Source organism: Zobellella iuensis, assembly GCF_016746085.1.
In the GTDB taxonomy this organism is placed as follows: domain Bacteria; phylum Pseudomonadota; class Gammaproteobacteria; order Enterobacterales; family Aeromonadaceae; genus Oceanimonas; species Oceanimonas iuensis.
Genome location: NZ_JAERTZ010000001.1, coordinates 18,634 through 39,696 on the forward strand (window position 1 = coordinate 18,634; position 21,063 = coordinate 39,696).

Here is a 21,063-nt window from a genome sequence, read left to right on the forward strand (position 1 = left end):
CGCCGATATTATCATCCCTGCCGGCGTATTTCAGGGAAGAAAGCAGCGTAGTCAGGATGTTGCGAAAATGTGTCATGATAGATGTTGTTCATTTACTGGCTAATTGTTACCATGATCACACTTTTGACCTGTTCCGGGTCTGTGTCGGTCCAACGAAGGCCTGTACCCTTGCACGCGAATTTTCACCGGCTCGTCGAGCGATGTGACCAGTTTAACCAGCAGAAGCAGGCTCGCGCCCTGGCGGTGATGAGTCGCTACGGCCAGCAGGTATTCCAGTTGCTGCCGGTGCTGCTGCACTACCACCATCCTCTGTTGCCCGGCTACCTGCCCGGGGACGTGCCCGCGGGTGTCTGCCACTTCCGACCCAATGAGCGCCAGCAGGAATTCATCGACGAGCTGTGCCAGGCGGCCAACGGCCACCAGGGGCTGGCAAACAGCCATTGTGAGATTTTCGGGCTCTATTCCATGGGCAGTACCTCGTCCATCGGCCAGTGCCGCCATTCGGATCTGGATGTCTGGGTCTGTTACTCCCATCTGATGGAGCCGGAACGGGTGGCGTTGTTGCAGCAAAAATGCCTGCTGATCTCCAAGTGGGCGGAGCAGCGCCAGGTGGAGCTTAATCTGTTCCTGATCCCCGACAACAAGTTCCGTACCGACAACCAGCAGTGGGTGCAGGGCGAGAGCTGCGGCAGTGCCCAGCACCTGCTGCTGCTGGACGAATTTTACCGCAGTAACCTGCGCATTGCCGGCAAACGGCTGGTGTGGATGTTTGCCCCCGGCAAGCTGGGGCCCAAGTACGACAGGTTCGTGGCCGAGCAGTTCGCCAACGGCACCCTCAATACCGATGAGTGGCTGGATCTGGGCGGCTTTGCCCGCATTCCGGCGGAAGAATACTTCGGCTCCGCCCTGTGGCAGCTGTACAAGGGCATCGACTCGCCCTACAAGGCGGTGCTGAAGACGGTGCTGATGGAAGCCTACTCCCACGAGTACCCGGACACCCAGCTGCTGTGCCGCCACCTCAAGGGGCACTTCCAGTCCTCGGAGGTGCTGGACGAGTACCAGGATCACTACATGCTGATGCTGGAAAAGGTGACCGGTTATCTCAAGTCCATCGGCGACGACAAGCGGCTCGATCTGGTACGGCGCTGTTTCTACCTCAAGGTGTCGGAAGGGCTGCACCGCACCCACGGCAACGATGCCCAGTACGCCTGGCGGCGAAGGCTGATCAACCGGCTGGTGACGGCCTGGGGCTGGCCGGCGGACAAGCTGGCCCGGCTCGACGACCGGGCCCACTGGAAGGTGGAAGAGGTCAAGGCCGCCTACGGCGAGCTGCTCGAAGCCCTGATGCAGAGCTACCGCAACCTGATCCAGTTCGCCCGGCGCAACAACATCAGCGAGTGCATCAACCCGGAAGACATCGGCATACTGTCGCGCAAGCTCTACGCCGCCTTCGAAAACCTGCCGGGCAAGGTACAGTTGATCAACCTCAAGATAGCCCCGGATCTGAGCGAGCCGGACATCAGCCTGGTGCAGGTGCCGGAAGGGCGGGCCAACCCCGCCGGCTGGTATTTGTACAAGTGCGGCCTGGCCCCGGGAGACATCATCGGCCGCAGTCCTCTCGAGTACAGCGGCTATATTGGCAAGCTGGTGGCCTGGGCCCATTTCAACGGACTGCTGGCGGCCGGCACCCGATTGCACCTGTTCAACCAGAACACCGATCTGAGCCGGCGTCACCTGCAGGAATTCTGTGGCGATCTGGCACGTATCTTCCCGGTGCGGACCCCGGCTCCGACCAACCTGGCCCTGAGCCGGCCCTGCGAGGTGCGCAACCTGGGCATCTTCCTCAACCTCGAAACCGACCCCACCGCCCGCTGGCGCAACAGGGCCATCGAGTTCAGCGCCAAGACCAGCGATCCCTTCAGCTTCGGTCAGCAGTTGGAGAACCTGGTGGGCTCGGTGGATCTGATCTACCGCAACTCCTGGGACGAGATCCGCACCCTGCACTTCAGCGGGCCCACCGCCGTGGTGGAGGCGCTCACCACCATCCTCGGCAAGATGCACCAGGACGCCAACGCGCCCGAGAGCCTGGACGTGTATTGCTACAGCCTGAACTTCCGCAGCCTGATCCGCACCCGTTTTGAGCAACTGGTGAAGGAATGCATCGGCCTGCGGCTGGCGCGCGCCCAGGGCAGCACCATCAAGACCCTGGTGTTGGGCGGCGACAAGTACGGTATCTTTTTCGAGCGGCGCGGGGTCAGCGTGCAGAAGATGGAAAACGCGGTGGACTTTTACCGCCAGCTGTCCAGCCAGAAGCAGTCACGCCACGCCCTGCGACTGGATCAGCGGGACGACAAGTCGGTGCCGGACATAGTGGATGCCTATGCCAGCGAAGGCCTGATGCAGTTTTTCTTCGAGGACAGCGGCGACGGCTACAACCTCTATATTCTCGATGAAGCGAACCGTATCGAGGTTTATCGCCAGGTGGCCGGCAGCAAGGATGAGCTGGTGCAGAGCATCAACCGCTTCTACACCTCCCATCATGAGCACGTGGTGGGGCAGAGCCATTTCGCCAACTTCAACCTGCCCCAGTACTACGATATCGTGTCCGCCGACGGCCAGCCGCGGGTGCTGCCCTATCGCACCGTCAAGGATGACAAGGACGGCTCCCGGACCTGCCTGAGTTAGAGCGCAAGCTCGGTATCGCCCTGGCGCCTGGCCTGCAGGCCGAGCCAGGCCAGTAGCTCGTGGCCCTGGCGGTTGTCTATCCACTTGCCTTGCTGATAGGCGAAGTGATGGCCGTTTTCCCGGGTGGCCAGCCAGATCTGGTGCAGCGGCTCCTGGCGGTTGATCACGAACTTGACGCCGTTTTCGAAGGTGAGGGTCATGACGCTGCCGATGGTCTCACAGTCGATATCGACCCCGCTCTGGTCGATGCACTCTTCGATGTGCTGATAAATGGCGTCCGCCAAGGCATGGAATTCACTGTCTTTCATCGCCCGCTTCCTATTGCTTTTGAGAATCTGAATGCGATTATAAGAGCCTGTAACCATATTCACAGTCATACGATGAACAAATTCAAGCTGACCGCACTGGTCGTCCTGGCCCTGAGCCTGGCGGGTTGTGGCCTCAAGGGCCCCCTGACCCTGCCCGAAGCCCAGCAGGAGCGGCCCCAGGTTGAACAGTCGTAAAGGAAACTACCTTGGATTATTTTAATTATCAGGACGATGGCCGCCTCTACGGCGAGGCCTGCGATCTCACCCGTCTGGCCGAGCAGCACGGTACCCCTCTTTATGTGTATTCCCGCGCCACCCTGGAGCGTCACTGGCGGGCCTTCGATCAGGCCGCCGGTGAGGTGGACCACCTGATCTGCTACGCGGTCAAGGCCAATTCCAACCTGGCGGTGCTGAACGTGCTGGCGCGGCTGGGCTCCGGCTTCGACATCGTCTCCAAGGGGGAACTGTGCCGGGTGATCGCCGCCGGCGGCGATCCGCGCAAGGTGGTGTTTTCCGGGGTCGGCAAGCGGGTCGACGAAATCCGCTTCGCCCTGGAGCAGCAGATCTTCTGCTTCAACGTGGAATCGGTGGCGGAGCTGGAACGCATTAACCGGGTGGCGGGCGAGATGGGGGTCAAGGCGCCGGTTTCCATCCGGGTCAACCCGGACATCGACGCCGGCACCCATCCCTATATTTCCACCGGCCTCAAGGAAAACAAGTTCGGCATTCCCATCGACCAGGCGCAGCAAATTTATCGCCAGGCGGCGGCCCTGCCCCATCTCGAGGTCAATGGCGTGGACTGCCATATCGGCTCCCAGCTGACCGAGCTGTCGCCCTTCCTGGAGGCGGTGGACAAGCTGCTGGCACTGATTGACGCCCTGGCCGAAGACGGCATCCATGTCCGCCACCTGGACGTGGGGGGTGGCCTGGGCGTGCGCTACGACCAGGAAGCGCCGCCCGAGCCCAGCCGCTACGCCGAGCAGCTCAAAGCCCGCCTGCAGGACCGCAACCTGACCCTGGTGTTCGAGCCGGGCCGGGCCATCGCCGCCAACGCCGGTGTGTTGCTGACCCGGGTGGAGCACCTCAAGCCCGGTGAAGCCAAGAATTTCGCCATCGTCGACGCCGCCATGAACGATCTGATCCGCCCGGCCCTGTACAGCGCCTGGCAGGCCATTATTCCGGTGGATTCCACCTTGCAGCGGGAGGCCGCCGTTTACGACGTGGTGGGACCTGTGTGCGAGACCGGCGACTTTATCGGCAAGGACCGTACACTGGCCATTACCGAGGGCGATCTGCTGGCGGTGCGTTCGGCCGGCGCCTATGGTTTCGTCATGGCCTCCAACTACAACAGCCGGCCCCGGGCCGCCGAAGTTATGGTCGACGGGGAGCAGGCCTTTGTAGTGCGTGAACGGGAACAACTGACCGAGCTGTGGCAGGGCGAGAGCCTGTTGCCCGGCGTCTGAGGGGGGAGCGTGATCCACTTTTCCAAAATGCAGGGGCTCGGCAACGACTTTATGGTGGTCGATGGCGTCACCCAGAAGGTGTTTTTCAATCCCGAGGTGATCCGGCACCTCGCCGACCGTCACTTCGGCATCGGCTTCGACCAACTGCTGCTGGTGGAGCCGCCCTATGATCCCGAGCTCGACTTCCATTACCGCATCTTCAACGCCGATGGCTCCGAGGTGGAGCAGTGCGGCAACGGCGCCCGCTGTTTCGCCCGCTTCGTACGGCTCAAGGGGCTGACCAACAAGGACAGGATCAATGTCAGCACCCAGAAGGGCAACATAGTGCTGCAACTGGAAAAGGACAACCAGGTCACCGTCAACATGGGGGTGCCCGAGTTCGAGCCGGCCAATATTCCGTTCAAGGCCCAGAAGGCGGAAAAGACCTACCTGATCCGGGCCGAGGAGCAAACGGTACTGTGCGGGGCCGTGTCCATGGGCAACCCCCACTGCGTGCTGGAAGTGGATGATATCAACACCGAGCTGGTGGCTACCCTGGGCCCCGAGCTGGAGAACCACGAGCGCTTTCCGGCCCGGGTCAACGTCGGTTTTATGCAGATCCTCAACGCCCGGGAGATCAACCTGCGGGTGCATGAGCGCGGCGCCGGCGAGACCCTGGCCTGCGGCACCGGCGCCTGCGCGGCGGCGGTGATGGGCATGAGCTGGGGCAAACTGGCCGACCGGGTACAGGTACAGCTGCCCGGCGGTACCCTCACCATCGCCTGGAAGGGGCCGGGCAAACCGGTGTACATGACCGGCCCGGCAGAGCACGTTTTCGACGGACAGATCAATCTATGACCGACAGAACCCAAAGGGCGGAAATCAGCCTGGATGATACCCACATTGCCGACTACCTGGCCTCGCAACCGGATTTCTTCGTGCGCCAGCGGGGGCTGCTGGAGCAGTTGCGGCTGCCCCACGAGCAGCGGGGCAGCGTCTCCCTGGTGGAGGCCAAACTGGAGCGCCAGCGCCAGCGCATCCATGCCCTGGAAGAGGATATTACCCAGCTGATGACGGTGGCCGGGGAGAACGAGCGCATCTTCCGGGTGTACCTGGACCTGTTCCCCCGGCTGTTCGAATGTACCAGCCTGGGTGAACTGGAAGGGTGCATGCGCCATACCCTGCAGGAGCAGCTGCGGGTGTCGGCGCTCAGGCTGGTGCCGGACGCCCGCTGGCATCCGTCGGCAGGCGAGCAATTGGAGCGGCTGTACCGGGAGCGGATGGCGGGCCGGGACGTCTACCTGGGCCGGCTCGGCAAGGACGAGAAGCAGCGGCTGTTCGGCGATGCCCTGGTCAACTCCTGCGCCCTGATCCGCCTGGGGCGGCAAGGGGAAATGGGGCTGCTGGCCTTCGGCAGCGCCGACAGCGGCCACTACCGGCTGGGCATGGACACCCTGATCATCCGCCAGCTCGCCGATTTCCTCGCGCTGTTGCTGCCCCGGCTGGTGGCCGATGGCCGGCCCTGAGCCGGCCCGGCCGGCCGCGCCTAAGCCGGCCACGCCTGAACTGGCCGTGGCCATCGCCGACTTCCTCGAATACCTGCGGGTGGAGCGCCAGCTGAGCGCCCACACCCGCGACGGCTACGGCCGCCACCTGCATGCCATGGCCGGCCAGCTGGCGGAGCTGCACCTGAGCCAATGGCGGGCGCTGACCCTGGTCCAGGTGCGCGGCCTGGCCACCCGCCTGCATAAGCAGGGGCTGTCGCCCCGCTCCATCGCCACCAAGCTCAGCGCCCTGCGCAGCTTCTGCGACTGGCTGGTGCTGCAGGGCCAGCTCGCCGCCAATCCCGCCAAGGGGGTCAGCGCCCCCAAGCAGGGCCGGCCCCTGCCCAAGAACCTGGACGTGGACGAACTGCACCAGCTGATGAACCTCGACGAGTCAGACCCGCTGGCGGTGCGGGACAGGGCCATCATGGAGCTGCTGTATTCCTCCGGCCTGCGCCTGGACGAGCTGGTGTCCCTCGATCTGGGCGACGTCCAGTTTGCCGAGCGCCAGCTGCGGGTGATCGGCAAGGGCAACAAGGAACGCATACTGCCGGTAGGGCGGATGGCGCTGGACTGGCTGGAGAAGTGGCTGGCGGTGCGGGGCGAGCTGGCCGGACCGGACGAGCCGGCGCTGTTCGTGAGCAAACAGCGCCGGCGTATTTCCCATCGCAGCGTGCAGCTGCGCCTGGCCAAGCGCGGACAACAGCAGGCGCTGTCGAGCCATGTCCATCCTCACAAGCTGCGCCACTCCTTCGCCACCCATATGCTGGAGTCCAGCGGCGACCTGCGCGCCGTGCAGGAACTGCTGGGCCACGCCGATCTGGCCACCACCCAGATTTATACCCACCTCGACTTCCAGCACCTGGCCAAGGCCTACGACCAGGCCCACCCCAGGGCCAAAAGGCGCAAGGAAGAGGAATAGCCGCCCCAATCTCCAAGACTCGTCCCCGGTTTTTTGGTTAGAATCCCCCCACTGCCCTTTACCCGGAACCCAGGATGCGCTTTTACAAACGACTCGGCCCCGTCAAGGTACTCAGCTTCGATCTGGACGACACCCTGTACGACAACGTGCCGGTGATGGCGGCGGCGGAAGCCTGGCTGCTCAACGCCCTGAAGCAGGATCACCCAGAATCCACCCTGCTCGGCAAGGAGCAGCTGGCGGCGCTCAAGCGGCAACTGCTGCAGGAACAACCCGAACTGGCCCACGATGTGAGCGCCTGCCGGCGGGCGGTGCTGACCGAGGGCCTGCGCCGCCAGGGCGTGGCCGAGGCGCGGGCCGGCCTGCTGGCCGAGCAGTACTACCAGGGCTTTCTGGCCGAACGCGGCAAAATACGGGTGCCCGAGGTAACCCACAGGGTGCTCTCCACCCTGGGCCGGCGCCACCGGCTGGCGGTGATCACCAACGGCAACCTGCCGCTGGAGCGCACCGAGCTGGCGCCTTATTTCGAGGTGGTGCTCAGGGCCGGGCCCGACGGCCGGATGAAGCCGGCGCCGGATCTGTTCCTGACCCTGGCCGAACGGCTGGGGGTGGCGCCGTCCGAAATCCTGCATATCGGCGACCATATCAACACCGACGTGGCCGGCGCCGTACGCAGTGGTTGCCAGGCGGTGTGGCTCAACGATAACGGCCGCAGCGAAGCGGATCTGCACTGTCTGCCCCAGGTGGCCCTGGAGCGGTTGGAGCAGCTGCTGGAGCTGTTATAATCGCCGCCATACTGTAAATATTCCCAGGAGATGTGATGGATGTATCCAGCCTGCTTGACGGCATGAACGACAAGCAACGCGAGGCGGTGGCCGCCCCTTCCCAGAACATGCTGGTGCTGGCCGGGGCCGGCAGCGGCAAGACCCGGGTGCTGGTGCATCGCATCGCCTGGCTGATGCAGGTGGAGCAGGTGCCGGCCTCCGCCATACTGGCGGTGACCTTCACCAACAAGGCGGCCGCCGAGATGCGCGGCCGGGTGGAGCAACTGCTGGGCGGGCGCCTGTTCGGGCTCTGGCTCGGCACCTTCCACGGCCTGGCCCACCGGCTGCTGCGCGCCCACCACCTGGACGCCAAGCTGCCCCAGGACTTCCAGATCCTCGACTCGGACGACCAACTGCGGCTGCTGCGCCGGATCCTCAAGAGCCTGAACCTGGACGAAAAACAGTGGCCGCCGCGCCAGGCCGCCGGCTTTATCAACGCCCGCAAGGACGAAGGCCTGCGCCCGGGCGATATCCAGGTGCTCAACGACCCGCTGCAGAAAACCTACCGCCAGATCTACCAGGTCTATCAGGACACCTGCGATCGGGCCGGGCTGGTGGACTTCGCCGAGTTGCTGCTGCGTGCCCACGAGCTGTGGCTCAACCAGCCGCACATACTGCGGCACTACCAGGACCGCTTCCGCCATATTCTGGTGGACGAGTTCCAGGACACCAACAGCATCCAGTATGCCTGGCTGCGGATGCTGGCCGGCGACCGCGCCAGGGTGATGATAGTGGGCGACGACGATCAGTCCATCTACGGCTGGCGCGGGGCCAGGGTGGAGAACATCGCCCGCTTCCTGGCCGACTTTCCCGGCGCCGAGACCGTCCGCCTGGAGCAGAACTACCGCTCCACCGGCACCATCCTCAAGGCCGCCAATACCCTGATCGCCAACAACGCCGAGCGCATGGGCAAGGAGCTGTGGACCGAGGGCGCCGAGGGCGCGCCCATCGCCGTGTACAGCGCCTTCAACGAGGTGGATGAGGCCCGCTTCGTGGTGGAGCGCATCAAGCAGTGGCGCCAGCAGGACGGAAACTTAAGCGACACCGCCATCCTCTACCGCAACAACGCCCAGTCCCGGGTGCTGGAAGAGGCGTTGATCCAGGAGCGCCTGCCTTACCGCATCTACGGTGGCCTGCGCTTCTTCGAACGCCAGGAGATCAAGGACGCCCTCGGCTACCTGCGCCTCATCAACAACAGGGGCGACGAGGCCTCCTTCGAGCGCATCGTCAACACCCCCACCCGGGGCATCGGCGAGCGCACCCTGGGGTTGATTCGCGACGCCGCCCGGGACCGGCAGCAGACCCTGTGGCAGTCGGCCTGGGCGCTGGTGGAGGAAAAAATCCTCACCGGCCGGGCCGCCTCGGCGGTGAGCCGCTTCCTGGCGCTGATCAACCAGCTGGAGGACGATACCCGGGAGCTGCCGCTGCATGTGCAGACCGACCGGGTGATCGAGCTGTCCGGGCTCAAGGCCATGTACCTGGCGGAAAAGGGCGAGAAAGCCCAGTCCCGGGTGGAGAACCTGGAGGAGCTGGTCAGCGCTACCCGCCAGTTCAGTCCGGCGGAAGAGGACGAGATGTCGCCGCTGTCGGCCTTTTTGTCCCACGCCGCGCTGGAGGCGGGCGAGGGCCAGGCGGATCAGTTCGACGACGCGGTGCAGCTGATGACGCTGCACTCGGCCAAGGGCCTGGAGTTCCCGCTGGTGTTTATGGTGGGGGTGGAGGAGGGCATGTTCCCCAGCCAGCTGTCGGCGGAGGAAAGCCGCCGGCTGGAGGAGGAGCGCCGGCTGGCCTACGTGGGCATGACCCGGGCGATGCACAAGCTCTATATCAGCCATGCGGAGAGCCGCCGGCTCTACGGCCGGGAGATGTTCCACCGGCCCAGCCGCTTTATCAAGGAGCTGCCCGCCGACTGCCTGGAGGAGATCCGGCTCAAGGCGAAAGTCACCCGGGCCCTGCCCAACGGCCGCTTCAGCCAGGACCGGGTGCAGGAGACCTTCGACCAGACCGGCTTCCGCCTGGGCCAGCGGGTGCTGCATCCCAAGTTCGGCGAGGGGGTGGTGCTCAACTTCGAGGGCGCCGGCGCCCAGAGCCGGGTGCAGGTCAACTTCGACGACGGCGGCAGCAAATGGCTGGTCACCGCCTATGCCAGGCTGGAAGCGGTCTGAGTTTGATGTCGATCAGCGTCGGGAGCCGGCGGCCGTGGTACAACTGCGCCGTTTGTTCAATCCGGAGACCGAGATGACCCACGCCCACGACTTGCTGCACGCCCTGCTGGCCCACGCCCGGCCGGTGCCCGCCGCCGATATCCACGCCTTCGCGGCCGAACGCTTCGGCGAGGCGGCCCGTTTCTGCACCTGCTCCCACCAGGATCTGAGCCTGGACGAACTGCTGCCCATCATGCAGGCCAAGGGCAAACTGGTGCTGACCGAGCAGGGCTGGCAGCTCAACTTCGCCGCCATGGCCGCACACTGAGCCGTCCAGGCCCGGGTATTTCCAGTCTTTGACGTCGCTCATTCCGCTATTTTAGCGGCTCGGGGCCGCCGCTGTTTTGTAAAACATTGCGCCGCCGCTGGCGCAGGCCGTCCAGGGTGTAGATCACCAGCGCGGTCCAGATCAGGGCGAAGGTGATCACCTTGTCCCGGGTGAAGGGCTCGTTGTAGAGCAGCACCGCCAGCAGGAACATCAGGCTGGGACCCAGGTACTGGAAGAAGCCGAGGGTGGACAGCCGCAGCCGCCGGGCGGCGCCGGCGAACAGCAGCAGCGGCGCCGTGGTGACGATGCCTGCGGAGATCAGCCAGAGGTTGAGGCTGAGCGGGTTGTCGCCCAGGTGGCTGGTGGCGGTGTCGGCAAAGACCCACAGGTAGAGGGCGGCGGCGGGCAGCAGCACCAGGGTTTCCAGCATCAGGCCGGTAAAGGGATCCACCGGCACCTTCTTGCGGATCAGGCCGTAGCAACCGAAGGACAGCGCCAGCACCAGCGCCACCCAGGGCAGGCTGCCGAACACCAGTATCTGGATGACCACCCCCAGGCTCGCCAGGCCCACCGCCAGCCACTGCATGGGGCGAAAACGCTCGCCCAGGAACAGCATGGCCAGCACTATGTTGAACAGCGGGTTGATGTAGTAGCCCAGGCTGGCATCCAGCATATGGTCGTTGTTCACCGCCCAGATGAACACCAGCCAGTTGAGGCCTATGGTGAGCGACGACAGCCCCAGCATCAGCAGCTGGCGCGGGGCGCGCAGCAGGGCCCTGACCCGGGGCCAGTAACCGAGGGCGCTGATCAGCGCCAGCAGCAGCAGGAAAGACCAGATCACCCTGTGGGTGAGGATCTCGAAGGCCGGCACCGCCATCAGCTGCTTGAAGTAGAGGGGGGCGATGCCCCACAGGAAATAGGCGCCGAGGGCGAACAGGGCACCCTGGGCGGCTTGGTCTTTGGCCATGGTCAAAAATCGGGTGAGAGGATGGAAAGCCAGTTTAGCCACAAGACCAGCTGGCTGGCCAGTAGCAAATGTAACTGAATTGTCGGCTCGGGTGCCGATCTCTGCCGGCAAGCGGCCCGGGGGCTGGGGGCGGGTTGCAGGAGGGGTCCATGGTCCAGTACGGTTTATTGTTGCCTCCCCCTGCTTTACAATGCCCGCTTCTTTTCAGCCAGCGGATACCCATGACTGCCGTGCCCGATCCCTCCGATGCCATTGCCATTCCCGACACCCCGCTGGCGGTATTGCAGCAGGTGTTCGGCTACCAGTCTTTCCGCGACGGCCAGCAGGAGATCATCGAATCGGTGATCGCCGGGCGCGATGCCCTGGTGATCAAGCCCACCGGCGGCGGCAAGTCGATCTGCTACCAGATCCCGGCCCTGCTGCGCCCCGGCCTGACGGTGGTGGTGTCGCCGCTGATCTCGCTGATGAAGGATCAGGTGGATACCCTGGTCGCCAACGGCGTGGCCGCCGTCTATATCAACAGTGCGCTGAGCCGGGAGGAGATGCTGCGCCACTTCGCCGCCCTGCGCCGGGGCGAGATCAAGCTGCTCTACGTATCGCCGGAGCGGCTGCTGCAGCACGAATTCATGGAGCGGCTGGGGGAGCTGGAGCTCGGCCTGTTCGCCATCGACGAAGCCCACTGCATTTCCCAATGGGGCCACGATTTCAGGCCCGAATACGCCGAACTGGGCCGGCTCAAGCAGTGGTTCCCCCATATTCCGGTGATGGCGCTCACCGCCACCGCCGACGAGGCCACCCGGGGGGACATGCTGGGCCGGCTGAACCTGACCGATCCCCTGGTCCATATCGCCAGCTTCGACCGGCCCAATATCCGCTATACCCTGGTGGAGAAGTTCAAGGGTATCGACCAGCTGCTGCGTTATGTGGCCGAACAGCCGGGGCAGTGCGGCATCGTCTACTGCTCCAGCCGCAAGCGGGTGGAGGAGGTGGCCGAGCGGCTGCTGGGCCGGGGCCACAGGGCCGCTAGCTACCACGCCGGCCTGCCGCTGGAACTGCGCCAGTCGGTGCAGGAGCGCTTTATCCGCGACGACCTGGACATAGTGGTGGCCACCGTCGCCTTCGGCATGGGCATCGACAAGCCCAACGTGCGCTACGTGGTGCACTACGACATTCCCAAGAACATCGAGTCCTACTACCAGGAAACCGGCCGGGGCGGGCGCGACGGCCTGCCGGCGGAAGCCCTGCTGCTGTACGATCCGGCGGACGTGGGCCGGGTGCGGCGGCTGCTGGAAAACAGCGACAACGAGCAGCAGCTGCAGGTGGAGCTGTACAAGCTCAACGTGATGGCCGCCTTCGCCGAGTCCCTCACCTGCCGGCGCCAGGTGCTGCTCAACTACTTCGGTGAATACCAGCGCGAGCCCTGCGGCAACTGCGATATCTGCCTGGATCCGCCCAAGCGTTACGACGGCAGCGAGGACGCGCAAAAGGCGCTGTCCTGCGTCTACCGGGTCGGCCAGGGCTTCGGTGTCATGTACGTGGTGGAGGTGCTGCGCGGTGCCGCCACCCAGCGTATCCGCGATCATGGCCATGACAGGCTGTCCACCTACGGCATCGGCAAGGACAAGAGCCAGGAGCACTGGGTCAGCGTCATTCGCCAGTTGATCCATTCTGGCCTGCTGGCCCAGAACATCACCCGCAACATGGTGCTGCAACTGACCGAGGCGGCCCGGCCGGTACTGCGGGGGGAGGCCCGGTTACAGCTGGCGGAACCCCGGCTGGCGCGGGTGCGTCAAAAGGATAAAGGCGAAGCGGTGCTGAGCCGGGCCGAGGACAGGACCCTGTTCAAGGAGTTGCGGCAGCTGCGCAAGCAACTGGCGGAAGAGGCGGACGTGCCGCCCTACGTGGTATTCAGCGATGCCACCTTGACCGAGCTGGCCCGTTACCGACCCAAGACGGAGTCGGAGCTGCTGGGCATCAACGGCGTGGGCATGCGCAAGCTGGAGCGTTTCGGGGCGGCCTTTCTGGCGCTGTTGCGCCGGCAGGGCTGAACGCCGGTCCGCTGAACCGGCGTTAAGGTCCGCGTGATGCGGACCCTGGGGGTATTACAGGCCGGCGTAGTAGGCGGCCAGATCTTCGATATCCTGATCGGACAGCGGCTTGGCCATGGGCGACATCACGGGGTCGTTACGCTCGCCATCGCGGAAGGCTTTCAGTTGCTTGCTGGCATAGGCGGCTTTCTGGCCGGCCAGGTTCGGATACATGTCGATGGCGGAAATCCCTTCGGCGCCGTGACAGGCGGCGCAGACGGCGGACTTGGCCTTGCCCGCTTCCGCATCACCGGCGGCAAAGGCAGGAGCACTGATCAACGCCATTACGGCGGCGGCTGTCATCAATTTCTTCATCGTTGAACTCCGTTATTGTAGGTAGACGAATTGCTTCCGAGGCTCCTTTACTGAGCCGAAGCAGTATAAAGTAAGCCATGGTGAAAAATAAAACGCGGTCGACGGGCATAGGATGAAAATGTGATATTAAGCAATCAATATGCAACTTTTGACTGGGCCGGAACAAGGCTCCAACCGACGCCACTGCAGGCGCCCCGGCTGCTGCTGGTGAACCACCCCCTGGCCGCGGAGCTGGGCATGCAGTTGAGCGAGCAGCAGTGGCTGGAGGTCACCAGCGGCACCCGGCTGCTGCCGGAGATGGAGCCCTTCGCCCAGGTCTATGCCGGCCACCAGTTCGGTGGTTACAGCCCCAGGCTGGGAGATGGCCGCGCCCTGTTGCTGGGCGAGGTGGTGGCCCCCGACGGCCAGCGCTGGGATCTGCACCTCAAGGGGGCGGGCAAGACCCCCTATTCCCGCTTCGGTGACGGCCGGGCGGTGTTGCGCTCCTCCCTGCGCGAATATCTGGCCTCCGAGGCCATGCATCATCTGGGCATTCCCACCACCCGGGCCCTGTGCCTGGTGGGCAGCGAGGAGCCGGTCTACCGGGAACAGGTGGAGCCGGGCGCCGCCGTGCTGCGGGCGGCCCAGAGCCACTTGCGTTTCGGCCACTTCGAGTATTTCTATTACAGCGGTGAGGCGGAGCGCATTCCCGCCCTGCTCGACTACCTGATCGACACCCAGTGGCCGGATCTCGGTAAAGATGAAACGGGGTACGCCGCCCTGTTCGAACGGGTGGTGGAGCGCACCGCGACCCTGATTGCCCGGTGGCAGGCGGTGGGTTTCTGCCATGGGGTGATGAATACCGACAACATGTCGATGCTGGGCCTGACCCTGGATTACGGCCCCTACGGTTTTCTCGACGGCTATGATCCCGGGCATATCTGCAACCACTCGGATCATGTTGGGCGTTATGCCTACGATCAGCAGCCCACGGTGGGCTACTGGAACCTGCAGCGGCTGGCGCAGTCCCTGTCCAGGCTGATCCCGGTGGAACTGTTACAGCAGGCGATGGATAAATACGAGTACGCTTTGCTGTCCTCCTTCTCTGAATCGATGCGACAAAAATTGGGCCTTACGGGGTGGCAGGACGAGGATCCGGCGCTGTTCCGCGACATGTTCACCCTGATGGCGGCCCAGAAGGTGGATTACAGCTGCTGGTTCCGCCGGCTGGCGCTGCTGGCGGCGGAGGGCCCGCTGCCCGAGCCGCTGCTCGCCCTGCTGAGTGATGCCGGCGCCTGGGATGACTGGTTTTCCCGCTACCGGGCCCGGCTGGCGCAGGAAGGCCGGGATCCGGTGGAGAAGGTGGCCCGGATGAATGCGGTCAATCCCAAATATGTGTTGCGCAACCACCTGGCCCAGCAGGCCATAGAGCGGGCCGAGCGGGGCGACATGAGCGAGGCGGCGCTGCTGCTGCAGGTATTGTCCCGGCCCTTCGACGAGCAGCCCGAATTCGATTACTACGCCGCCCCGGCCCCCGAGTGGGCCGGACAACTCTGTATTTCCTGCAGTTCCTGATCATGAAGACACTGACCTCCGACATTAGCCTGACCATGGAAAACTTTCCCGCCTGGGCCGCGCGCCTGGTGCGGGAGCTGGAGCTCGACCTCGTCGAGCGGGAAGAAGGGGCCGACTACCACCAGTGGCTGGTGGCGTTCGAAGGCAGCCGGCTGCTGCTGTGTTTCCAGCACTACGCGGATGCCGCCTGGCTGCAGCCGCTGGGCGAGCAGGACCAGGAGGCGGCCGACTGGCTGACGGCGCAGTGGAACCGGGGTATTTCCCGTTAGCGCTATTTTTATCTTTATGTAAAGACAATTGCCCCGCCAGCGGCTAAAATGGCGCCGCTTCGCATCCCGGTGCTCAAAAACAAGGCGGTTGTCAATTTCCGGTGTGGCCTTATACTGCGCCCGGCCAGCCCCTTGCCGGGATGGGTTCCCTTACCCCATTAGCCAAAAAGGTGAAAATACCGTGATTTCTCCCGCTCAATACCGCACGGCGCTGATCCGGCTGTCGTTGTTCCACGTTGCCATCATTGCGTCCAGCAACTACCTGGTGCAGTTGCCTTTTACCCTGTTCGGCTTCCATACCACCTGGGGCGCGCTCAGCTTTCCCTTTATCTACCTGGCCACGGATCTGACGGTACGCATCTTCGGCGCCGGCATGGCCCGGCGCATCATCTTTTACGTGATGCTGCCGGCGCTGGCCACCTCCTACGTGCTGTCGGTGCTGTTCTTCGAGGCCCGCTACCAGGGGCTGGCGGCCCTGTCCGAATTCAACCTGTTCGTGGCCCGCATCGCCCTGGCCAGCTTTATGGCCTATGTGCTGGGTCAGATCATGGATGTATCGGTGTTCAACCGGCTGCGCCAGATCAAGGCCTGGTGGGTGGCGCCCACCTGCTCCACCATTTTCGGCAACCTGGTGGATACCCTGGCCTTCTTCAGCCTGGCCTTCTACCGTTCGCCGGATCCCTTTATGGCCGAGCACTGGGTGGAAATCGCCTGGGTGGACTACCTGTTCAAGCTGGTCTTCAGCCTGGCCCTGTTCGTACCGGCCTACGGGCTGTTGCTCAAATACCTGAGCCGCAAGTTTGTGGGCGAGCCGCAAGCGCAGGTTCAGGCCAACGGCTAGAATCCGGTCAACGCCTCGATATCGACGGCTTCGGCGTAGGCGCTGAACTCGGCTTCGGACATTCCCCTGCCGCTGAGTTGCAGCAGGGTGGTATTGGCAATCAGCATCTGCAGTTCCCGGTTGTCGCCTTCCTCCTTGACCATGGCGGTATGGCCCCGGATGCGTTTCACCTTGTAGCCGCCCATGGCCGCCATGCTGGGGTTGCTAAAAAGCACGGCCATGGTTTGCAGCAGGGGCGAATCCTTGGTGATGGTGATGTCCAGGCTGGCGCCGCTCTTGTTGTAGTGGCGGGAGGCATTGATGCCGCCACCGAAAAAGGCGGCCGAACCGGCCTGGGTGTCGACGCTGTCAGCTTGCCAGCCGGGCAGGGGCTCCGGGAACCGGGCACCGAGTTCCCCGGCCTGCTGCTGGCGGATCAGGGTGGCCGCATAATCGAATTGCGCCGCCGCCCGCGACAGTTCCCCGGCCTGGTAAGCCTGCCGCCCTTCCTCTATGGCTTGTTGAATTTCCGTGTCGTCGGCCTGCAGTGCCAGTGGGAACAAGAGCCCCGCCAAAACCCATTTCATGTTCATGCCATCGGCTCCTTGAGGTGATGCATTTCCAGTGTAGCCAAGGACGGCAACGGGCCTCCAAAAGAAAAGCAGAAAAAAGCGAGAAATATATTTGCAATTATAAATGATAACGATTATCGTTACTTTGCTTTCCGGGAATGACTTCCTCTTCTTTCTAGGTGTAGGTGAAGACAGCTTGCGAAGGCACGACATTGCTCACATTGCTTCCAGAGTTTTCAGGCCGGCTTTATGCCGGCCCTTTTTTTACATCTCCAGCAGCCGCTTCACCAGCTTGCCGATACCGGTATCCGCCTCGGCGATGTTCTCGGCCAGCATGTAGGCGGGGGTGGAGATCACCTTGTAGTGCTCGTCTTCCACCACGTCGGTCACGGCACAGCCGATATGCTCGCCGCCCATGGCGGCGAAGGCCCCGGCCACGCCCGGATCCGTGCCTATGGTGCCCTTGACCCCGGCCGGGTAGGCGTGGGGGATCAGCACCGGGGCGATACAACAATAGCCGGCGGGCTTGCGGGCGGCGGCGAAAGCCTTGCAGGCGGCCAGCACCCCGGCGTCCACCCTGGCGTCGGCACCCTTGAAGGCGAAGTCGCACAGGTTTTTGGCGGCACCGAAGCCGCCGGGCAGCAGCAGGGCGTCGAAGTCGTCGGCCTTCAGTGCCGAAATGGGCTTGATCTGGCCCCGGGCGATGCGGGCGGCTTCCTCCAGTACGTTGCGGCTGCCGGCCTGGGCTTCGCCGGTGAGGTGGTTGACCACATGGTGCTGGGGCTTGTCGGGTGCAAAGCACTGGTAGCGGGCACCCTGCCGGGCCAGGTGCAGCAGGCAAAGCACCGCTTCGTGGATTTCCGCTCCGTCATAGACGCCGCAGCCGCTCAAGATAACGGCAACTTTTTTCATATGGCTCTCCTTTTCGGCTTTAAAATTTGTGATCCAACGCCAGGTGATCTGCCAGAACTATGCTAGCATTAATTCCGCTCAACATTTGTGCAGATCTTCTTTGCTGCCGATTTTCCACATCCGAAGATCGCTTATCAAGATCAATATTTAAATTATAAGACACTGATAATATTGTGTTATTTTATTTTTTGAAGATCTTCCCCCGATCCCCTTTGCACAGAGTTATCCACAGTGCCGCCAGGCTCCGCCGTGGTGTCGGCAGCCCCGCTGTGGCATGCTAGCGGCCAACGTACCCACGAGAAAGACACCATGGTTGCCATTCCTGCCAAACCCCTGATCCTGGTCGATGGATCCTCCTACCTGTATCGCGCCTATTTCGCCTCCCAGCAGGCCGACTTGCGCACCAGCGACGGCCGGCCCACCGGCGCCATCCGGGTGGTGACCAACATGCTGCGCAGCCTGCACAAGCAGTTTCCCGAGTCCCGGGTGGCGGTGGTGTTCGACGCCAAGGGCAAGACCTTTCGCAACGACATGTACGCCGACTACAAGGCCCACCGCCCGCCCATGCCCGACGAGCTGCGCAGCCAGGTGGAGCCCATCCATGCCATTATCCGCGCCATGGGGCTGCCGCTGTTGATCGAGGACGGGGTGGAAGCGGACGACGTCATCGGCACCCTGGCGCGCCAGGCCACCGAACAGCGGCTGGACGTGGTGATCAGCACCGGCGACAAGGACATGGCCCAGCTGGTGTCGGATCATGTGCTGCTGATGGACACCATGAAGAACAGCTTTATGGACCGGGACGGGGTGGTGGAGAAATTCGGGGTGCCGCCGGAGCTGATCGTGGATCTGCTGGCCCTGGTGGGCGACAAGGTGGACAACATTCCCGGCATGCCCGGCGTGGGCGAGAAGACCGCCCTGTCGCTGCTGCAGGGGCTGGGCTCCATCGAGGATATCGCCGCCAGCCCGGACAGGATCGCGGCCTTGGGTTTTCGTGGATCCAAGACCTTCGCCGCCAAGTTCCTCGAACACCAGGAGATGGTGCGCTTGTCCCGGGAGCTGGCCACCATCAAGACCGATGTGGCGCTGGAATTCGGCCCCGCCGAGCTGCAACCGGGCGAGCCGGACCAGGCCGCCCTGGCGACCCTCTACCGGGAATACGAATTCAAGAGCCTGCTGGAAGAACTGGAGCGGGGCGAGGGGAACCCGGTTTCCGCCGAACCGGCGACGCCGGCCCCGGAAACCGACTACCAACTGGTGCTGGAGCAGGAGCAGTTGGAGGCCTGGATCGAACGGCTGCAGGCGGCGCCCTATTTCGCCTTCGATACCGAGACCACCAGCCTCAACTACCGGGATGCCCGGGTGGTAGGGGTGTCCTTCGCGGTGGAGCCGGGCCGGGCCGCCTATGTGCCCTTCGGCCACGACTACCTGGACGCGCCGGTCCAGCTGAGCGAAGAGGTGGTGCTGGGGGCGCTCAAGCCGCTGCTGGAAGATAAACAGCGCATCAAGCTGGGCCAAAATCTCAAGTACGACACCAACGTATTGAAGAACCACGGTATCGAGATGCAGGGCCTGGGGCTGGACACCATGCTCGAGTCCTATGTGCTCAACTCGGTGCAGACCCGGCACGACATGGACAGCATGGCGTCCTTCTTCCTCAACCAGGACACCATTTCCTTCGAGTCCATCGCCGGCAAGGGCGCCAAACAGCTCACCTTCAACCAGATCCCGCTGGAGCAGGCGGGGCCCTACGCGGCGGAAGACGCCGACATCACCCTGCGGTTGCACCACCACCTGGCCCCCAAACTGGCGGCCGAGCCGGAGCTGCAGCGGGTATTCGACGAGATCGAAATGCCGCTGGTGCCGATACTGGCGCGGATGGAATACGCCGGGGTGCGCATCGACAGCAAGCTGCTGGCCATCCAGAGCGATGAAATTGCCAAGCGGCTCAAGGAACTGGAGCAGGAGGCCTTCGAGCTGGCCGGCGAGCCCTTCAACCTGAGCTCCACCAAGCAGCTGGGCGAGATCCTGTTCAACAAGCTGGAACTGCCGGTGCTGAAGAAGACCCCCAAGGGGGCGCCGTCCACCGCCGAGGAGGTGTTGCAGGAGCTGGCGCTCGACTACCCCCTGCCCAAGCTGCTGATGGAATACCGGGCCTTGAGCAAGCTCAAGTCCACCTATACCGACAAGCTGCCGCTGATGGTCAACCAACACAGCGGCCGCATCCACACCTCCTATCACCAGGCCAACGCCGCCACCGGCCGGCTGTCGTCGTCCGATCCCAACCTGCAGAACATCCCCATCCGCACCCCGGAAGGGCGGCGTATCCGCCAGGCCTTCGTGGCCGAGCCCGGCTACCGGCTGGTGGCGGCGGACTACTCCCAGATAGAGCTGCGCATCATGGCGCACCTGTCCCGGGACCAGGGCTTGCTGGACGCCTTCGCCCAGGGACAGGACATTCACAAGGCCACCGCCGCCGAGGTGTTCGGGGTGGCGGTGGAGCAGGTGACCGGCGAGCAGCGGCGCCGGGCCAAGGCCATCAACTTCGGCCTGATCTACGGCATGAGCGCCTTCGGCCTGTCGCGCCAGCTGGGCATTCCCCGGGCCGAGTCCCAGGCCTACATGGACATCTACTTCGAGCGCTACCCGGGCGTGCTGCGCTATATGGAGGAGACCCGGGAACAGGCGGCCGAACGGGGCTATGTATCGACCCTGTTCGGCCGCCGGCTCTATCTTCCCGAGATCAACGCCAAGAACGGTGCCCGCCGCAAGGGTGCCGAGCGGGCCGCCATCAATGCCCCCATGCAGGGCACCGCCGCCGACATCATCAAGCAGGCGATGATCAAGGTGGACGCCTGGATCGCCGGGCTGCCCGCGGGCGAGGTGCGCATGCTGATGCAGGTACACGATGAACTGGTGTTCGAGATCCGCGAGGACAGGGTGGACGCCTACAAAGAACAGATCCGAGCCCTGATGGAGCAGGCGGCGACCCTGGACGTACCGCTGCTGGTGGAAGCCGGCGTGGGCGAGAACTGGGATCAGGCTCACTAAAATGATGGTTGACCAACAAAATTGTAAATATATTACGAAATTACTTTTTTTATCTGGTCAGCTGTTGTACAGTTTGTGACGTAGGGTACAGAGGTAAGGCGTTATGTCTTACAGACCTTTTATTTCACGTAATTGAATATGGCTGGCTAGGCCGCCCCTGGGGTTTCCCGGGGGCATTTTTTTATCTGCCGTTCGGCACGCCGTCCTTTCATTCCCCCCTTTATGGAGTGGGAATGCCTCCCAAATTGTATACAAGCAAACGTTTTATGTTGCTTAATTACGTTGTTCGTTAGCCTTATTGAGGCGCCTGATTGTGGCTGGC

General features: G+C 63.5%; 19 protein-coding genes. 14 read left to right on the top strand and 5 right to left on the bottom strand.

The features are described 5' to 3' along the window. The first annotated feature begins 168 nt into the window (after positions 1–168). Positions 169–2,685 carry a class I adenylate cyclase gene (locus JKV55_RS00100; protein ID WP_237332570.1) on the top strand — a complete coding sequence of 839 codons (2,517 nt, stop codon included), beginning with the start codon at positions 169–171 and terminating at the stop codon, positions 2,683–2,685. Here JKV55_RS00100 and cyaY read toward each other — a convergent pair. After that, positions 2,682–2,993, bottom strand: coding sequence for an iron donor protein CyaY (gene cyaY, locus JKV55_RS00105; protein ID WP_202081636.1), 312 nt, complete (start codon positions 2,991–2,993; stop codon positions 2,682–2,684). The two genes, JKV55_RS00100 and cyaY, sit on opposite strands and share 4 nt — an antisense overlap. Before the next feature lie 72 nt (positions 2,994–3,065). Between cyaY and lptM the strand changes: the two genes are divergently transcribed. From lptM to JKV55_RS00145, 8 genes are all read left to right on the top strand, one after another. Then, positions 3,066–3,188 (top strand): LPS translocon maturation chaperone LptM, encoded by a 123-nt coding sequence (gene lptM, locus JKV55_RS00110; RefSeq protein ID WP_202081638.1) that lies wholly within the window; start codon positions 3,066–3,068, stop codon positions 3,186–3,188. An 11-nt stretch (positions 3,189–3,199) separates the two neighbouring features. Further along, entirely contained in the window at positions 3,200–4,456 is a 1,257-nt protein-coding gene (gene lysA / locus JKV55_RS00115; protein WP_202081640.1) for a diaminopimelate decarboxylase, read from the top strand. Positions 4,457–4,465: 9 nt separating this feature from the next. Beyond that, positions 4,466–5,293, top strand: coding sequence for a diaminopimelate epimerase (gene dapF, locus JKV55_RS00120; protein WP_369409604.1), 828 nt, complete (start codon positions 4,466–4,468; stop codon positions 5,291–5,293). Then, positions 5,290–5,961 (top strand): DUF484 family protein, encoded by a 672-nt coding sequence (locus tag JKV55_RS00125; protein ID WP_202081643.1) that lies wholly within the window; start codon positions 5,290–5,292, stop codon positions 5,959–5,961. Before dapF ends, JKV55_RS00125 begins: the two co-directional genes overlap by 4 nt. Further along, positions 5,948–6,901, top strand: coding sequence for a tyrosine recombinase XerC (gene xerC, locus JKV55_RS00130; RefSeq protein WP_202081645.1), 954 nt, complete (start codon positions 5,948–5,950; stop codon positions 6,899–6,901). Before JKV55_RS00125 ends, xerC begins: the two co-directional genes overlap by 14 nt. Positions 6,902–6,975: 74 nt before the next feature. Beyond that, positions 6,976–7,683: an HAD-IA family hydrolase gene (locus JKV55_RS00135; protein WP_202081646.1), complete on the top strand. Its 708-nt coding sequence runs from the start codon at positions 6,976–6,978 to the stop codon at positions 7,681–7,683. 35 nt (positions 7,684–7,718) lie between these two features. Beyond that, a complete protein-coding gene (gene uvrD / locus JKV55_RS00140) occupies positions 7,719–9,887 on the top strand; it encodes a DNA helicase II (protein ID WP_202081649.1) in 2,169 nt (722 codons plus the stop codon). Positions 9,888–9,921: 34 nt separating this feature from the next. Then, positions 9,922–10,194 carry a YecH family metal-binding protein gene (locus JKV55_RS00145; RefSeq protein ID WP_202081652.1) on the top strand — a complete coding sequence of 91 codons (273 nt, stop codon included), beginning with the start codon at positions 9,922–9,924 and terminating at the stop codon, positions 10,192–10,194. Between the two features lie 46 nt (positions 10,195–10,240). Here JKV55_RS00145 and rarD read toward each other — a convergent pair whose 3' ends face one another. Beyond that, complete coding sequence (gene rarD, locus JKV55_RS00150) at positions 10,241–11,161, bottom strand: EamA family transporter RarD (RefSeq protein WP_202081653.1); 921 nt, start codon at positions 11,159–11,161, stop codon at positions 10,241–10,243. A 221-nt stretch (positions 11,162–11,382) separates the two neighbouring features. On the opposite strand from rarD, the gene recQ reads away from it, so the two are divergent. Continuing rightward, a complete protein-coding gene (gene recQ / locus JKV55_RS00155; protein ID WP_202081655.1) occupies positions 11,383–13,209 on the top strand; it encodes a DNA helicase RecQ in 1,827 nt (608 codons plus the stop codon). 54 nt (positions 13,210–13,263) lie between these two features. Here the strand turns inward: recQ and JKV55_RS00160 are convergent, their stop codons facing one another. Continuing rightward, positions 13,264–13,563 (bottom strand): c-type cytochrome, encoded by a 300-nt coding sequence (locus JKV55_RS00160; protein WP_202081657.1) that lies wholly within the window; start codon positions 13,561–13,563, stop codon positions 13,264–13,266. Between the two features lie 120 nt (positions 13,564–13,683). Here JKV55_RS00160 and JKV55_RS00165 point away from each other — a divergent pair, with 120 nt between their 5' ends. The 3 genes from JKV55_RS00165 (at position 13,684) to JKV55_RS00175 (ending at position 16,227) form a co-directional block, all read left to right on the top strand. Continuing rightward, positions 13,684–15,117 (top strand): protein adenylyltransferase SelO, encoded by a 1,434-nt coding sequence (locus tag JKV55_RS00165; RefSeq protein WP_202081659.1) that lies wholly within the window; start codon positions 13,684–13,686, stop codon positions 15,115–15,117. Positions 15,118–15,119: 2 nt separating this feature from the next. After that, positions 15,120–15,386: a DUF3630 family protein gene (locus JKV55_RS00170; protein ID WP_202081661.1), complete on the top strand. Its 267-nt coding sequence runs from the start codon at positions 15,120–15,122 to the stop codon at positions 15,384–15,386. A gap of 181 nt (positions 15,387–15,567) precedes the next feature. Then, a complete protein-coding gene (locus tag JKV55_RS00175) occupies positions 15,568–16,227 on the top strand; it encodes a 7-cyano-7-deazaguanine/7-aminomethyl-7-deazaguanine transporter (RefSeq protein ID WP_202081663.1) in 660 nt (219 codons plus the stop codon). Here JKV55_RS00175 and JKV55_RS00180 read toward each other — a convergent pair. Together JKV55_RS00180 and elbB are read right to left on the bottom strand one after the other, a co-directional pair. Further along, a complete protein-coding gene (locus JKV55_RS00180) occupies positions 16,224–16,799 on the bottom strand; it encodes a hypothetical protein (RefSeq protein WP_202081665.1) in 576 nt (191 codons plus the stop codon). The genes JKV55_RS00175 and JKV55_RS00180 overlap by 4 nt on opposite strands. 243 nt (positions 16,800–17,042) lie before the next feature. Further along, on the bottom strand, positions 17,043–17,690 hold the full coding sequence (elbB, locus tag JKV55_RS00185) for an isoprenoid biosynthesis glyoxalase ElbB (RefSeq protein WP_202081667.1): 648 nt from the start codon (positions 17,688–17,690) through the stop codon (positions 17,043–17,045). A gap of 309 nt (positions 17,691–17,999) precedes the next feature. Here elbB and polA point away from each other — a divergent pair, with 309 nt between their 5' ends. Further along, on the top strand, positions 18,000–20,741 hold the full coding sequence (gene polA, locus JKV55_RS00190; RefSeq protein WP_202081669.1) for a DNA polymerase I: 2,742 nt from the start codon (positions 18,000–18,002) through the stop codon (positions 20,739–20,741). Positions 20,742–21,063 lie beyond the last annotated feature (322 nt).

What these genes read in the sequence shown, in the direction of transcription:
- xerC (WP_202081645.1), top strand. Translation starts at nt 5,948, where the DNA reads ATGGCCGGCCCTGAGCCGGCCCGGCCGGCCGCGCCTAAGCCGGCCACG.
- lptM (WP_202081638.1), top strand. Translation starts at nt 3,066, where the DNA reads ATGAACAAATTCAAGCTGACCGCACTGGTCGTCCTGGCCCTGAGCCTG.
- JKV55_RS00170 (WP_202081661.1), top strand. Translation starts at nt 15,120, where the DNA reads ATGAAGACACTGACCTCCGACATTAGCCTGACCATGGAAAACTTTCCC.
- elbB (WP_202081667.1), bottom strand. Translation starts at nt 17,690, where the DNA reads ATGAAAAAAGTTGCCGTTATCTTGAGCGGCTGCGGCGTCTATGACGGA.
- recQ (WP_202081655.1), top strand. Translation starts at nt 11,383, where the DNA reads ATGACTGCCGTGCCCGATCCCTCCGATGCCATTGCCATTCCCGACACC.
- rarD (WP_202081653.1), bottom strand. Translation starts at nt 11,161, where the DNA reads ATGGCCAAAGACCAAGCCGCCCAGGGTGCCCTGTTCGCCCTCGGCGCC.
- JKV55_RS00180 (WP_202081665.1), bottom strand. Translation starts at nt 16,799, where the DNA reads ATGAACATGAAATGGGTTTTGGCGGGGCTCTTGTTCCCACTGGCACTG.
- JKV55_RS00160 (WP_202081657.1), bottom strand. Translation starts at nt 13,563, where the DNA reads ATGAAGAAATTGATGACAGCCGCCGCCGTAATGGCGTTGATCAGTGCT.
- uvrD (WP_202081649.1), top strand. Translation starts at nt 7,719, where the DNA reads ATGGATGTATCCAGCCTGCTTGACGGCATGAACGACAAGCAACGCGAG.
- JKV55_RS00135 (WP_202081646.1), top strand. Translation starts at nt 6,976, where the DNA reads ATGCGCTTTTACAAACGACTCGGCCCCGTCAAGGTACTCAGCTTCGAT.
- polA (WP_202081669.1), top strand. Translation starts at nt 18,000, where the DNA reads ATGGTTGCCATTCCTGCCAAACCCCTGATCCTGGTCGATGGATCCTCC.
- cyaY (WP_202081636.1), bottom strand. Translation starts at nt 2,993, where the DNA reads ATGAAAGACAGTGAATTCCATGCCTTGGCGGACGCCATTTATCAGCAC.
- JKV55_RS00125 (WP_202081643.1), top strand. Translation starts at nt 5,290, where the DNA reads ATGACCGACAGAACCCAAAGGGCGGAAATCAGCCTGGATGATACCCAC.